Annotated in this window: 8 protein-coding genes; 4 read left to right on the forward strand and 4 right to left on the reverse strand. The window is 71.7% G+C overall.

All coding sequences use genetic code 11. The annotated features are described in order from the left end of the window. Window positions 1-328 precede the first annotated feature (328 nt). The gene (gene nsdA / locus CP984_RS11075; protein ID WP_003980246.1) at window positions 329-1,804 is read right to left on the reverse strand and encodes a transcriptional repressor NsdA; all 1,476 of its coding nucleotides are present in this window, start codon (window positions 1,802-1,804) and stop codon (window positions 329-331) included. A 1,279-nt stretch (window positions 1,805-3,083) separates the two neighbouring features. Here nsdA and CP984_RS11080 point away from each other — a divergent pair. Then, the gene (locus CP984_RS11080) at window positions 3,084-3,752 is read left to right on the forward strand and encodes a bifunctional DNA primase/polymerase (protein WP_003980247.1); all 669 of its coding nucleotides are present in this window, start codon (window positions 3,084-3,086) and stop codon (window positions 3,750-3,752) included. Window positions 3,753-3,924: 172 nt separating this feature from the next. Here the strand turns inward: CP984_RS11080 and ftsY are convergent, their stop codons facing one another. Further along, window positions 3,925-5,154 carry a signal recognition particle-docking protein FtsY gene (gene ftsY, locus CP984_RS11085; RefSeq protein ID WP_003980248.1) on the reverse strand — a complete coding sequence of 410 codons (1,230 nt, stop codon included), beginning with the start codon at window positions 5,152-5,154 and terminating at the stop codon, window positions 3,925-3,927. A gap of 801 nt (window positions 5,155-5,955) precedes the next feature. Between ftsY and CP984_RS41240 the strand changes: the two genes are divergently transcribed. The 3 genes from CP984_RS41240 to CP984_RS11100 all read left to right on the forward strand — a co-directional run bounded on the left by CP984_RS41240 (window position 5,956) and on the right by CP984_RS11100 (window position 9,187). Then, the gene (locus CP984_RS41240) at window positions 5,956-6,417 is read left to right on the forward strand and encodes an NAD(P)/FAD-dependent oxidoreductase (RefSeq protein WP_157849572.1); all 462 of its coding nucleotides are present in this window, start codon (window positions 5,956-5,958) and stop codon (window positions 6,415-6,417) included. 206 nt (window positions 6,418-6,623) lie between these two features. After that, entirely contained in the window at window positions 6,624-8,105 is a 1,482-nt protein-coding gene (locus tag CP984_RS11095) for a purine-cytosine permease family protein (RefSeq protein ID WP_003987015.1), read from the forward strand. Window positions 8,106-8,197: 92 nt separating this feature from the next. Further along, window positions 8,198-9,187 carry an LLM class flavin-dependent oxidoreductase gene (locus CP984_RS11100; protein ID WP_003987014.1) on the forward strand — a complete coding sequence of 330 codons (990 nt, stop codon included), beginning with the start codon at window positions 8,198-8,200 and terminating at the stop codon, window positions 9,185-9,187. 208 nt (window positions 9,188-9,395) lie between these two features. Here the strand turns inward: CP984_RS11100 and CP984_RS11105 are convergent, their stop codons facing one another. Together CP984_RS11105 and smc are read right to left on the reverse strand one after the other, a co-directional pair. Further along, window positions 9,396-10,811 (reverse strand): sugar porter family MFS transporter, encoded by a 1,416-nt coding sequence (locus tag CP984_RS11105; RefSeq protein WP_003987013.1) that lies wholly within the window; start codon window positions 10,809-10,811, stop codon window positions 9,396-9,398. 263 nt (window positions 10,812-11,074) lie between these two features. Beyond that, entirely contained in the window at window positions 11,075-14,632 is a 3,558-nt protein-coding gene (smc, locus tag CP984_RS11110; RefSeq protein WP_030185435.1) for a chromosome segregation protein SMC, read from the reverse strand. Window positions 14,633-14,876 lie beyond the last annotated feature (244 nt).

The raw sequence follows: 14,876 nt of genomic DNA on the forward strand, positions 1-14,876 counted from the left end.
CAGTGTTACGCCCCGGTGAATAGCGAGATCGGCCCGCCACGCCCGGCGCCCCTCAGCAACCAGCCGAAACGACCACTCCGGGCACCGCCCCCAGCCACCCCGACCGGACCGTGCCCGTACCCGTACACCGAGACGCCGACCGGACCGCGCCCGTACGCCGAGACGCCACCGGACCGTGCCCCTACCCACACGCCGATTCCCCAGCCACCCCACCCACACCCCCCACTCACACAGCCGACCGCGGCCATCACCCATGTGACCTGGCGTGGGGGAGCCGAGTCGAGCTGTACGGGGTGACGGGCCGCGGCCGGGGTCTGTGGGAGTGCTGTCAGACGGCCTCCGCGCCGGTCTCCGGCAGTTGCTCGGCCAGTTCCTCGCTGAGCTGGATCACCTCGGAGACGTTCTCGAAGTTGCGCGCGGCGGTGTCCACGGTCTTGCGCAGCCGGGTGTTGACCCGCTCCGAGCGGACCTTCTTCGCCAGGGGTATGGCCTGCTGCGCCAGGACCGCGCACTGTTCCGGCTCCTTCTGGAGCAGGTGCACGGTCGCCATCCCGATCAGGTTGAGGGCGTAGGAACGCTGGTGCTCCGCGTCCTTGGCGAAGAGCTCCACCGCCCGCTGCATCACCGGATTGGCGAGGGAGGCGTACGTGGGGCTGCGCCCGGCGACGTAGGCGAGGTCGCGGTAGGAGTGGGCGTTCTCCGCGTTCAGCTCGGCCTCCGAGAAGAAGCGGATCCAGTCCGGCTCGGGCTCGCCGGGCGCCACGTCGGAGTAGGTGTCCTCGGCCATCCGCACGGCCCGCTTGACCTTGCCCGGCTGGCCCATGCTCGCGTACGCCCGCGCCTCCATCGCATACAACATCGCCTGGGTGCGGGGCGTAGCCGATTCGCGGCTGCCGTACTGCGCGAGGTGGATGAGCTCCAGGGCGTCGTCGGGGCGGTCGAGGTGGATCATCTGGCGGCTCATGCTGGAGAGGATGTACGAGCCGAGCGGGCGGTCGCCGGCTTCCTTGGAGGCGTGCAGCGCGAGCACGAAGTACTTCTGAGCTGTGGGCTGCAGTCCGATGTCGTAGCTCATCCAGCCGGCCAGTTCGGCCAGTTCGGCGGCGACCTTGAAAAGCCGCTTGGAGACTTCTTCGCTCTGCGGTTCCTGGAGCAGGTCGGTGACCTCGTGGAGCTGGCCGACCACCGCCTTGCGGCGCAGGCCGCCACCGCACTGGGCGTCCCACTGGCGGAACATCACGGTCGTCGACTCCAGCAGGTCCAGTTCCGGTTTCGACAGCCGGTTGGAGCGCCGGGAGCGCTCCTGCGCGGCCTGCTGGGCGGCGGCCGCCTGGCCCGGGGAGACCGGCACCAGCCAGCGCTGCATCGGCTCGATGAGGGCGGGCCCGGCGGCCAGCGCCAGGGAGGTGCCCAGGAAGCCGCGCCGCGCCAGCATCAGGTCGCTGCGGGAGAACTCGCTGATCAGGGAGACCGTCTGCGGGCCTGCCCAGGGCAGGTCGACGCCGGACACGGAAGGGGACTGGTGCGCCGAGCGCAGCCCGAGGTCCTCGATGCCGACCACGCAGCCGAACCGTTCCGAGAACAGCTCGGAGAGGATGCGCGGGATCGGCTCGCGCGGCTGCTCGCCGTCCAGCCAGCGCCGTACGCGCGAGGTGTCGGTGCTGATGTGGTGCGCGCCCATCTGGCGTGCGCGCCGGTTGACCTGTCGTGCCAGCTCGCCCTTCGACCAGCCGCTGCGCACGAACCATGAGCCCAACGGTTCGTTGGGGCGCTTGTCAGCGCCGGTGCCGCCACTGCCGCCCACTGGAACGCCCCCATTCCGATTGCTGCCTTGCTTCACTGCGTCGCGTCATCGCTTCGCATCGCCGCTCTTCGTTGCTTCCGGTTTTCGTGAACTGGTGTGCTGTTTACGGTGCTGCCGCCCTGGCGCCGCGCTGCGCCGGTGCGGTGTGGCTGCCGTGGTCGCCGCCCCGAGCGGTGCGGTACGGAATGTGCCGCGCCGTCGGTGCCCCGGCCGCGCCGGGGCCGCGGCGGTCTTCTTCCGCCGCCGCGCCCTTCGTTGTGGTGCCGTTTCCGGTGCCGGTACTGCTCGGTCCGGCTGCCGCTGTTCGTTCCGGTGGTCCTGCCGGCGTTGTGCCTTCGTCTTCTGCTGTCCGTACTAACGGGTGCCGCTTCTTCCGCTTACCGGCACCGCCTCGTCCGCGTCTCTTCCGCCGGGTCTCCTTCTCGCGCCGGCCGCTTCTTCGGGCCGTTCCTGGTTTCGCTGCCCGGTATTCGTTCTCCGCCCGGCCCCGGTTCCCTGCGCGGCGCCGGTTCGCTGCTCCGTCCTGCTTCTCCTGCTCGACCTGCACTGCCTGTGCGCGCCCCGCGCTTCTCGCGCGCGTGCCGCGCTTCTTCCGCTTGTCCTACGGATCGCGCCGGTACGTTCGTTTCCGTTTGTGCTGCCTCTGCTGTGGTGCCGCGCGCTGCCCGTATGTCCGGGGCCGCTCGTCCTGCCGTCGCTTGTCCTGGCGTCCGCTGTTCGTCGTCGCTGCTCTTCGTGACACTTCGCCGGTCGTCACTCCACCGCCGTACGTGGCACCGTGCGCGTGGCCCACCGGGCCGCCGCACCGCTCCGCACGGCCATATTGCCGCTGTGCGTCGCGGCCGTGTCCCGTGAATCTCCCACAGGATGCCGTCCGTTGCGGCGACCGGTACGGGGTGGATCTACCCGAACACGGAATCCGGCCAACCCGAATCGGGAGGGTTCACCCGCCGGTGCGTTGCCCCCGGCATAACCACGCCCTCGGCACTTCACCCCAGGTCGTGCACTGAAAGTAATCCTACGATCACGCCCGCGGCGAGGGCGATCCGCTAAACGCCACCATTCGCCACCCCTTTGAATGAACTCCCCGACCGGTCCTCGCGATTGACTTGACACAGGTCGAGAGGGGACGGACGGAAAGGAGCACGCGGAGGCGCGCGTCGCGCGTCGCACCACCCGCCGCATCACACTGCACCACAACCCCGCCACCTTCCTGACCGAGTGTCACGAACGCGCTCCGGCACGTAACCACTGGCAGACACCACCCGTTGGAGGAGGCATGGGCTTCACGATCGGCGGCATCCGCGACATTCGGTCCGGTTCACGGCGTCGCGCCCGCTCGACCGAGAGCACGGCGGTGGCGGAGTACACGGGGCTGTGGGGGTGGGACGTGGTGCCCGGCGCCCGTGCGGCCCGCGCCGGCAGCGGGCGCACGGTCTGTTCGTGCGGTGCGGACGACTGCCCCTCCCCCGGCGACCACCCGCTGCCCTTCGCGGACGGCCTGAAGGCCGGCGCGACGCTCGAAGAGGCCGTCGCCGCATGGGCCAGGACGCCCGGCGCGGCCGTACTGCTCCCGGTGGGCCGGACGTTCGACGTGCTCGAAGTGCCGGAGGCTGCGGGGCGCAGCGCGCTCGTACGGCTGGAGCGGATGGGGCTGCCGCTCGGCCCGGTGGCCGCCACGCCGACGGGGCGCGCACTGTTCTTCGTGGCGCCCGGCGCCGCCACCGGTCTGCCCGGCCTGCTCTACCGGATGGGCTGGGACGACGCCGCCCTCGACCTGTGCTCGCGCGGCCCCGGCGACCACGTCACCGCGCCGCCGTCCGACCTCGGCGGGCTCGGCCCGATGCGGTGGCTGCGCCCACCCACCCTGGACACGGCCGGGCAGCCGCCGCAGGCCCGGCTGCTGCTGGGCACGCTCGCGTACGTGTGTCACCGGTCGGCCGCGTAACGGAGGGAATTCGGGGCCCCTACCGGAGCCCCGCCCCGGCCCCAAACCCGCACCCCGCTCCCCCACCCACAAAGAAGCCCCGCAGCGCACAAGCGCGCTGCGGGGCTCTTCTTCCGGGCCTTCCGGACCCTGTCCGTAAGGCCGACCATGCCCGTAAGGCCATCGATGCGGCCTAGTCGCCGATCAGGGCGTCCACGAAAGCCTCCGGCTCGAACGGCGCGAGATCGTCCGCGCCCTCGCCGAGGCCGACCAGCTTGACCGGTACGCCCAGTTCGCGCTGGACCGCGACGATGATGCCGCCCTTGGCCGTGCCGTCCAGCTTGGTCAGCACGACGCCGGTGATGTCCACGACCTCAGCGAAGACACGGGCCTGCACCAGGCCGTTCTGGCCGGTGGTGGCGTCCAGGACGAGGAGGATCTCGCCGACCGGGCCGTGCTTCTCGACGACCCGCTTGACCTTGCCCAGCTCGTCCATCAGGCCGGTCTTGGTGTGCAGACGGCCCGCCGTGTCGATGAGGACCACGTCGGCGCTTTCGGCGATACCTTCCTTCACCGCGTCGAAGGCGATCGAGGCGGGGTCGCCGCCCTCCGGGCCGCGGACGGTACGGGCGCCGACCCGCTCGCCCCAGGTCTGGAGCTGGTCGGCCGCTGCGGCGCGGAAGGTGTCCGCGGCGCCCAGGACGACCGACTTGCCGTCGGCGACCAGGACCCGGGCCAGCTTGCCGGTGGTGGTGGTCTTGCCGGTGCCGTTGACGCCGACGACCATGACGACGCCGGGGATCTCCTGGCCGTCCTTGCCGATCGCGTTGTCGGTGGCGACCGCGCGGTCGGCGTCCGTGCCGATCAGCTTGAGCAGTTCCTCGCGCAGCAGGCCGCGCAGTTCCTCGGGGGTACGGGTGCCGAGCACCTTCACTCGCTCGCGCAGCCGCTCGACCAGCTCCTGCGTGGGCGCGACGCCCACGTCGGCGGTGAGCAGGGTGTCCTCGATCTCCTCCCAGGTGTCCTCGTCGAGGTGCTCGCGGGACAGCAGCGTCAGCAGGCCCTTGCCCAGCGAGTTCTGGGAGCGGGAGAGCCGGGCGCGCAGCCGCACCAGGCGGCCGGCGGTCGGCTCCGGGACCTCCACCTCGGGTGCCGCGGGGGCGGGCGGCGCCTCGGTCGCCGGCTCCTCGACGGGCGCCTCGGCGGGCGGCAGGTCGACTTCCTCTATGGTGCGACGGCTTTCGTCGCGGGGGGTCTCGGCGTCCTCACCGACCTGCGGTTCCGCAGGAGGCGCGGTGACGGACGGGGTGGTCGGCGGGGCCGGCGGCAGCTGCTGCTTCTTTCTGCGGCTGCTGACGACGAGCCCGCTGATCGCGCCGAGCGCGACCACAGCGATGACTACAGCAAGGATGACGATTTCCATAACCCGTCCAGTATCGGTCACACCCCGCCGTGCGGGACCGCACACGCCGAACCTGGATGCGTCATATCCAGGTTCATTCGCCGCGGGTCCGTCCTCGGGGCACCGGGGTGGGGAATCCGGACGTCTTACGTCCCGATTTTGGGCGGCGGGTTCGCCGGCCTGGTGCGCGGCCGGTGCCGTACGGCTGCTGCGCGAGCATGGCGCGAACCGCTCGGTCGCCCTGCTCTCCCGGGCTCCGACCTGGTGCTGCGCCCGCGCCTGTACGAGCCGGGGCCAGGGCGGATGCGCGCCCCCTCGACCGGCCCTCGGCCCGGCGGGCGTACGGCGGATCGGCGCCACCGCCATCGCGGTCGACACCGCGCGGCACCGTGTCACGGCCACGCTCGCGGACGGGGCCCGTACGGAGATCCCGTACGGGCGTCCGGCGCTGGCCACCGGCAGCCGGCTCGTCCGCCCGGCGTTCCCCGAGGCCGCCTACGGGCCATCGCCGCCGCACGGTGCGCCGCACGAGGTGCGCGTAGCCCCGGCCGAGCGCGCCCCGGTGGTCGGCACGAGGCTCGGCGACGCGGCCCGGCCCGGCCCGACCCGCCCCGCCCCGACCCGTGATCGTCCGCGCACTGGACGAGCTGGGCGTCGAACGCCGCCTCGGCGTCATCGTGCCCCAGGGGCGAGCGAGCAGACCGCCCGCCTTTCCGACGGTTCGAAGATCGCCGCCCGTACGGCCGCGTGGACCGCGGGGCGTACCGGCCGACCCGCTGGCGGCGGCAGATCCCCGCCGCATGCGACGGGCTGGAGCGGCTCGTGGCGGACACGTACCTGCGGGTGGCCGGTGTGCCTGATGTGTACGCGGCCGGGGACACCGCGGCGGGCCCGGCGGAGGACGGCCGTACCGTCACGCAGAGCTGCCACCGCGCAGTACCGCAAGGTAAGTGCTGCCAGCACGCCGTACCGCAGGGTAAGTTCGCCGGTCACAACGTGGCGGCCGAGCTGCTCGGACTGCCGCCGGCCCGCTTCGCGCCCGCCCCGTACACGACCTGCCTCGACCTGGGAAGCACTGGAGCAGCGTCCACGACCGGCCGGGAGCGCGCGCTGCGGCAGGCGCCCGCAGGTTTCGCCAAGGCGCTCAAGCGGGAGATCAACGAGACGTGGATCCGACCGCCGACCGACGACGCGGACGCGTTTCCACGGCTCGCGGACTTCCGTGTCTCCCAGCGCGGGCCGGTGGTCGAAGCGCCCGCGCCCAGCGCCGGGCGCACCGCCTGACCTGCGCCAGGGCCGATCGGCCCGGATACTCGGACGAGATGGGGGACGGTCACCGGTCATCAGTGGACACAACAAGGCGCAATGACCGAAGTTGGATCAAAGTACGATAGCTCTCGGCTGCGCAACGCGCGTAGAGTCCTGGCAACCCCCTCCCCTTCGCCAGGCATCACAGCCGCTGCCTGAACCCGCACGGAGACACCTGCACCATGGGCACCACGTCCACGGACACCCTGTCCGCTCCTGAAACCGAAGGCGCCGTCGAGCAACGAGGCATCGAGCCCGTCCCCGACCACGAACGCCACGGCCGCGTCCGCGAGCTCTTCCCCACCTGGGTCGCCGCCAACATCAGCGTGCTGCTGCTCACCATGGGTGCCTCCCTGGTGATCACCAACGGCCTGAACTTCTGGCAGGTCCTGATCGTGGCCGCCATCGCCTCCGTCGTCTCCTTCGGCATGGTCGGTGTGCTGTCGGTCTCCGGCAAGTGGGGCGGCGCCCCGGGCGCGATGCTCTCCCGCGCCGCCTTCGGTGTGCGGGGCAACTACTTCCCCGGCGCGATCCTGTGGGTGGCCCGGTTCGGCTGGGAGACGATCAACGCGGTCAGCGGCGCGTACGCGGTGCTCACCGTTCTGAAGCTGCTGTTCGGCATCGAGGCCAACAACGTCCTCACCGTCATCACGCTGCTGCTCTTCGTCGCCACGACGTTCCTGGTCAGCGGCATGGGCCGGAAGGCGCTGAACATCTGCAACAAGTACTCGACGTACCTGTTCAGCATCTTCAGCGTCATGGTGCTGGTGTACCTGATCGCCGAGATGCCGTGGGGGAAGATCTTCTCCCAGTCGGCGGGCAGCACCGCCCTGATGATCGCCGGTATCGGCACCATCGCGGCGGGCGGCATCAGCTGGGTGCCCACCGGTCCGGACTTCGCGCGCTACCTGCCGCACTCCGCCTCCGGCAAGAAGATCGTCGGCACCACCATCTCCGGCGCGGCCCTGGTGCTCGTGCCGATGGTGCTGATGGGCGGCATCATGGCCGTCTCCAAGCCGGACCTGGCCAACCAGAACACCGACCCGATGTCCTTCCTCGGCGAGGTGCTGCCGACCTGGCTGGCGGTGCCGTACCTGATCACCGCGCTGGTCGGGATGCTGCTGATCAACAGCCTGTCGATGTACTCGGCCGGTTTCACCGCGCAGACCATGGGCGTCAAGCTGCCGCGCGCCCTGGCGGTGAGCATCAACGCGATCATCAGCCTGGTCGGCGGCGCGTTCATGATGCTGGTGGCCAAGGACTTCATCGGCCAGTTCATCACCTTCCTGACCCTGCTGGCGGTGTCCTTCTCCGCGTGGATCGGCGTGTACGCCGTCGACATGGCGCGCCGCCGGAACATGGCGGTCCGCTACGACGGCGACAGCCTGATGGACACCACACGCACCAGCCGCTACTGGTACGCGGGCGGCTTCTGCTGGCAGGCGCTGACCGCCTGGGGCGCGGCGCTGGTGGTGGGCCTGTGCCTGACCAAGGTCACCTGGTTCACCGGTCCGCTGGCCGAGACCTGGCCGGGCAAGCACGGCCTGGGCTGGGCGGCCACGATCCTGATCGCCGCGGTGGTCTTCGCGGTGCTGCCGAAGCCGAAGGAGACGGTGCCCGCGGGCGCCGCCACCCTGGAGAAGGAGCCTGCGCCGGTCGGCTGATTCGGCCCCCGCACCCTTCTCACCTGATGTGACGTCAGCTAACGTCCCCTTCGCCAACCGGGCCACGGCCCTCGGTGAAGGGGACGTTCGCCATGCCCGTAACGGTCCTGCGCTTCAATCTCGCCGACCCCTCCCCCACCCCCGCCTCGCTCGCCGCCCGCTACCGGGCCGCCGTGGAGATGGCCGTCTTCGCCGACGAGCGGGGCCTGAGCACCGTCCAGACCGAGGAGCACCACGCCACGGACAACGGCTGGATGCCCGCGCCGCTGGCCTTCGCCGGCGCCGTCCTCGGCGCCACCCGGCGGATCACGGTCACCGTCTCCGCGCTGATCACGCCGCTGCACGACCCGCTGCGGCTGGCCGAGGAGATCGCCGTACTGGACCTGCTGAGCGAGGGCCGGCTGGTCACCGTCGCGGGCATCGGCTACCGGCCCGAGGAGTACGCCGCGCACGGCCGGGACTGGCAGTGGCGCGGCAAGCTCCAGGACGAGGTGCTGGAGACGCTGCTGGCCGCCTGGACGGGGGAACCGTTCCGCTATCGGGGCCGTACGGTACGGATCACCCCGCGCCCGTACACGCAGCCGCACCCGCTCCTGCTGGTCGGCGGCGCCTCCCGGGCCGCCGCGCGCCGGGCCGCGCGGCTGGGCCTGCCACTGTTCCCCAGCGCGCATCTGCCGGAGCTGGAGGCCTACTACCACGCGCGGCGCGCCGCGTACGGGACCGAGGGCTGGGTGCTCCAGCCCGCCGAGCGGACGTGTCTGCTGCATGTGTCCGAGGATCCGGACCGGGCGTGGGCCTTGTACGGCGCGCATCTGCTCCATGAGGCGCGTACGTACACATCCTGGCAGGCCGCCGGTGCCCGGTCGGCCGTGCGGTCCGCCGCCGGGGACGCCGAGGCGCTGCGCCAGGAGGGGATCTACCAGATCGTGACGCCGGAGGAATGCGTGCGGCTGGCCGCGGAAGCGGGGCCGTCGGGGTCGCTGATCCTGCATCCGTTGTGCGGCGGGATGCCGGTGGACGAAGGCTGGCGTTCCGTACACCTGTTCGCGGAGCGGGTGGTTCCGCGTCTGACGGGCGGCTGAGGCGGCACGCCGGGAACGATCGGAGCGGGCGCGGGCGGCACCCGGGAAAAGGTTGAAGCGTCCACCGCTCCACGATTGCGGTACGGAACGCCGCGCGGCGGGAAAAGGGAGCGCCGCGGAAAAGCCCCCGTAATGAAGGAGCTGCCCCGATCCGCAGGACGGACCGGGGCAGCTGCCCACAACTGAGGAGAAGGGCTGGCGGGGGGTGTTAGCCCATCTCCTCCAACGCCTTGCCCTTGGTCTCCTTCACGAATTTCAGCACGAAGGGGATCGAGAGCAGAGCGAAGACCGTGTAGATCACGTACGTACCCGAAAGGTTCCAGTCGGAAAGGCTCGGGAAGCTGGCCGTGATGGCCCAGTTGGCGATCCACTGCGCGCAGGCGGCGACACCGAGCGCGGCGGCGCGGATCTTGTTCGGGAACATCTCGCCGAGGAAGACCCACACCACGACACCCCAGGACAGGGCGAAGAAGAGCACGAAGGAGTGGGCGGCGATCAGGGCGACGGTGCCCTGCGCGGTCGGCAGCGTGTCGCCCGTCTTCGACGCGAAGGCCCATGCCTCCAGGGCGAGCGAGACGGCCATACCGGCGGAGCCGATCAGCGCCAGCGGACGGCGGCCGATCTTGTCCACGAAGATCATCGCGATCACGGTGCCGATGATGTTGATGATCGAGGTGGTGAAGCTGTAGAAGAACGAGCTGCTCGGGTTGATGCCGACGGACTGCCACAGCGTCGAGGAGTAGTAGAACGCCACGTTGATGCCGACGAGCTGCTGGAAGACCGACAGGCCGATACCGACCCAGACGATCGGCAGGAAGCCGGCCTTGCCGCCGAGCAGGTCCTTGAAGCTGGACTTGTGCTCCCGGCGCATCGCGTCCTTGATCTCCGCGACCCGGTGATCCAGGTCGACGGCCTGGCCCTCGACCTCGGCCAGCACCTCCTTGGCCTTGTCGGTCTTGCCGACGGAGATCAGGAAGCGGGGCGACTCGGGGATCGCGAACGAGAGCAGACCGTAGAGCAGGGCGGGCACGACCATCACGCCGAGCATCCACTGCCAGGCTTCCAGGCCCGCCAGCTTGCCGCGCTGGTCGCCGTCGGCGAGGTTGAGGATGCCCCAGTTCACCAGCTGGGAGACGGCGATGCCGATGACGATCGCGGCCTGCTGGAAGGAGCCCAGCCGGCCCCGGTACGCGGGCGGCGCGACCTCGGCGATGTAGGCCGGGCCGATGACCGAGGCCATACCGATCGCGATGCCGCCCAGGACGCGCCACATGGCCAGGTCCCACAGGGCGAACGGCAGCGCGGAGCCGACCGCGCTGACGGTGAACAGCGCCGCGGCGATCTGCATGACCCGGATGCGGCCGATGCGGTCGGCGATCCGGCCCGCCGTGGCGGCACCGATGGCGCAGCCGATCAGCGCGATGGCGATCACCTGGGCGAGCCCCGCGGAGCCCACCTCGTAACGGCCGCGGATCGCCTCGACCGCGCCGTTGATCACGGAGCTGTCGTAGCCGAAGAGGAAGCCGCCCATCGCGGCAGCCGCGGTGATGAAGATGACGTGGCCGAGGTGGTCCGGCTGGGCCTTGCGGCCCTCCGGAATCGTCGGCGGCGCGGTGCTGGTCAACGTGTACTCCAGTGCCCGGCTGCGCTGCCGGGCGTAGGGGGCTGGCCCTTCCAGTGGCGCATAGGTTGGGGGTACCCACCACTTGAAGGTAAAAGCAACGTTGCAGACCCTATGCCTTCAAGTTTCGAAGTCAATAGGTCGTGATGAATTTGTTTCGGCGCGACTTCCGGGGCAATGCGTTCAAGTTATGAACCGTAGCGGGCCGTAGTAATCGTGTATGTCACACCGAGTACCCGGCGCCGCGCCGGCTACCCGCCCCGCGCTCAGCGCAGCCGCTGGCTGATGACCTTCGAGACTCCGTCGCCCTGCATGGACACCCCGTACAGCGCGTCGGCGACCTCCATGGTCCGCTTCTGGTGCGTGATCACGATCAGCTGGGAGCTCTCCTGGAGCTCCTCCATGATCCCGATCAGCCGCTGCAGGTTGGTGTCGTCCAGCGCCGCCTCGACCTCGTCCATCACGTAGAACGGGCTGGGGCGCGCCTTGAAGATCGAGACCAGCAGGGCCACCGCGGTCAGCGACCGCTCGCCGCCGGACAGCAGCGACAGCCGCTTGACCTTCTTGCCCGGCGGGCGGGCCTCCACGTCCAGGCCGGTGGTGAGCATGTTGTCCGGGTCGGTCAGCACGAGCCGCCCCTCGCCGCCCGGGAACAGCCGCGCGAAGACGCCCTCGAACTCCCGCGCGGTGTCCCGGAACGCCTCCGTGAAGACCTGCTCCACGCGCTCGTCGACCTCCTTGACCACCCGGAGCAGGTCGGCGCGGGTCTTCTTCAAGTCTTCAAGCTGCTCACTGAGGAACTGGTGGCGCTCCTCCAGGGCGGCGAACTCCTCCAGCGCGAGCGGGTTCACCTTCCCGAGCTGCTGATACGCCCGCTCGGCGGCCTTGAGCCGCTTCTCCTGCTCGGCCCGCACGTAGGCCACCGGCCGGTTGCGCGGGTGCTCCGGGTCCTCGGGCAGCTCCTCGCCCTGCGCGGCGGGGGACGGCGGTACGGGCTGGTCGGGGCCGTACTCGGCGGCCAGCGCGGCGGGCTCCACGCCCAGCTCCTCCAGCGCCTTTACCTCCAGCTGCTCGATGCGCATGCGCTTCTCCGCGCCCAGCACCTCGCCCCGGTGCACCGAGTCGGTGAGCTTGTCCAGCTCCGCCTTCAGCTCCCGGCTCGCGTTGCGCTCGGCCACCAGGGCCTGTTCGCGCTCCTGCTTGGCCAGCTCGGCGGCCAGCCGCTCCTCCTCGGCCCGGACGACCGAGACCTCGACATGCGCCAGCAGCTGCCGCGCCCCGGAGGCGACCGCGGAGGCCACCGCGGCCTCGTGCCGGGCCCGCGCGCGCCGCTGCTCGGCCCGGGCGCGCGCCTCGCGTTCGGCCCGCGCCGCCCGGTCCAGGCCGTCGGCCCGCCCCGCGAGCCCCTTGACCCGCTCCTCGTGCGTACGGACCTGGAGGCGCGCCTCCATCTCCGTCTGCCGCGCGTTGGCGCCGTCCGCGGCCAGCCGGTCCCGTACGGAGGTGTCCGGCTCCTCGTCGCCGGGCTCCTCCTCGGCCACCTCCAGCCGCGCGGCCAGCTCCTCGGCCTCCTCGGTCGCCCTGACGAGCGCCTCCTCGGCCTTGGCCACGGCGGCGGCCGAGCGCTCCGCCTCGTCGGCGGCGCCGCGCGCCTGCCCGCCGAGGCGGCCCAGGTCGCCCGCGACCCGGGACTTCTCGCGGTCCGCCGCGGTCCGCCGCTCCCCCAGTTCCTCGGCCAGTGCCGCGCACGCGTCGCGCCGCTGCCGGGCGGCTTCCTGAGCGGCTGTCAGCTCGGCGCAACGCTCGCCCAGTTCGGCCGCCTCGGCCGCCGCCTCGTCGACGGACGCCTGCACCTCCAGCAGGCTCGGCGCGCCGGCCGAACCGCCCTGCGCGAAATGCGCTCCGAGGACGTCGCCTTCGGAGGTTACGGCCGTCAGATACGGCCGGGACGCCACCAGTTCCTCGGCGTCCTCCAACGTGGCGACGACCACGGTGTCCCGCAGCAGCCACCGCACGGAGCGCAGCAACTCCTCGGGGCCTTGCACCAGTTCGGCCGCGAGGGGCGGGCCTCCGGTGTCCGGGGTCCGTACCTCCTCGGACACCGGGCCCGCCCCCAGCACCATGGCCGCACGCCCCGCGTCCTCCTTCCGGAGCAGGCGAATCGCTTCGGCTGCCGTGGCCGGGTCGGCCACCGCCACGGCGTCCGCCGCCGCGCCGAGCGCCGCCGCCACCGCCACTTCGTGGCCGGGCACCACGGTCAGCAGCTCGGCGGCCGGGCCGAGCAGGCCGGTCAACCGGCCAGCCGAGCCGAGCAGCGCGCCGGTCCCGTCCTTGCGGCGCAGCCCGAGGGCCAGGGCGTCGTGCCGGGCCGAGACCGCGGCGCGCTGCCGCTCCGCGGCCGTCAGCGCCTCCCGGGCGGCGGTCAGCGCGGCCTCCGCATCGGCCAGGTCCCGCTTCGCGTGGTCGTGCTGCCGCGACAGGTCGGCGTCGCCCGCGTCCAGCCCGTCGACCTCGGCCTTCAACGCCTCGTACTGCTCCTGGGCCTGTGCGGCGCGCTGCTGCGCCTCGTCCCGGGCGGCGGCCAGCCGGCCGATCTCGGCCTGGGCGGACGCGGCCCGGCCACGCGCCGCGGTGACCTGCCCGTGCAGCCGCGCCAGGCCCTCCCGCCGGTCCGCCAGGGCGCGCGCCGCGTCCCGCAGCCGCCGCTCCTCGTCCTGGAGCTGCCGCTCCAGCTCGGCGCGGTGCTCGGCGGTGTCCTCCAGCGCGCGGCTCGCCGCCTCCAGGGCGGCTTCCAACTCGGCTTCCTGCTCGCGGACCCGGGCCGCCTCCCGCTCCAGGTCCTCCGGGTCCCGGCCGCGCCGCTCCTCGGGCGGGGCGGTCGTCGCGCTCTTGACCCGTGCGTCGGCCAGCGAGACCGTGCCGCGCACCCGTTCGGCGAGCTGCGACAGTTCGTAGTACGTCTGCTGGGCCCGCTGGAGCCGGGGCGTGAGCGTACGCACCTCTTCCTCCAGGGCGGCCTCGCGTCGCGCAGCCTCCTTGAGCCGTTCCTCGGCGGCGTCCTTGCGCTGCTTGAGCGCGGCCTCGTCGGCGATCTCCGCGCGCAGCGCCTCGCGCAGCGTCACCAGGTCGTCCGCGAGCAGCCGCAGCCGGGCGTCGCGCAGGTCGGCCTGGATGACGGCGGCGCGGCGGGCCACCGCGGCCTGCCGGCCCAGCGGCTTGAGCTGGCGGCGCAGCTCGTCGGTGAGGTCCTGGACCCGCGCCAGGTTCGCCTTCATCGCCTCCAGCTTGCGCAGCGCCTTCTCCTTGCGCTTGCGGTGCTTGAGGACGCCGGCGGCCTCCTCGATGAAGGCGCGGCGGCCCATCGGGTCGGCGTGCAGGACGGAGTCGAGCTGGCCCTGTCCGACGATGACGTGCATCTCCCGGCCGATGCCGGAGTCCGACAGCAGCTCCTGGATGTCCAGCAGGCGGCAGGTGTCGCCGTTGATCTGGTACTCGCTGCCGCCGTTGCGGAACATCGTGCGGGTGATGGTGACCTCGGCGTACTCGATCGGCAGCGCGCCGTCGGCGTTGTCGATGGTCAGCGAGACCTCGGCGCGGCCCAGCGGCGGCCGGCCGGTGGTCCCGGCGAAGATCACGTCCTCCATCTTGCCGCCGCGCAGCGACTTGGCGCCCTGCTCGCCCATGACCCAGGACAGCGCGTCGACGACATTGGACTTGCCCGAGCCGTTGGGGCCCACGACACAGGTGATGCCGGGTTCGAAACGCAGTGTCGTGGCGGAGGCGAAGGACTTGAATCCCCGCAGTGTCAGGCTCTTGAGATGCACGCCGTTGGACTCTACCGGCCGGTCGCCGCCGGATAACGCCCGGCACGAGGGCCCGTCGGCGACCGGTCCGGGAGGCGCGTCCGGCGCGGTCCGCGCGCCGCGGACGGTACGTCCGCTCCCCTCACACCTATTCGATTTCGGTTTCGCCGCTGAAGGCGCAGGGCACATCAGACGATGAGGGTGCCGCGGGACGGAAGAGAAAACGGCGCAAACGACGAAGGGACGCCGAAGCGTCCCTTGAAGA

Source organism: Streptomyces rimosus, from assembly GCF_008704655.1.
Lineage (GTDB): Bacteria > Actinomycetota > Actinomycetes > Streptomycetales > Streptomycetaceae > Streptomyces > Streptomyces rimosus.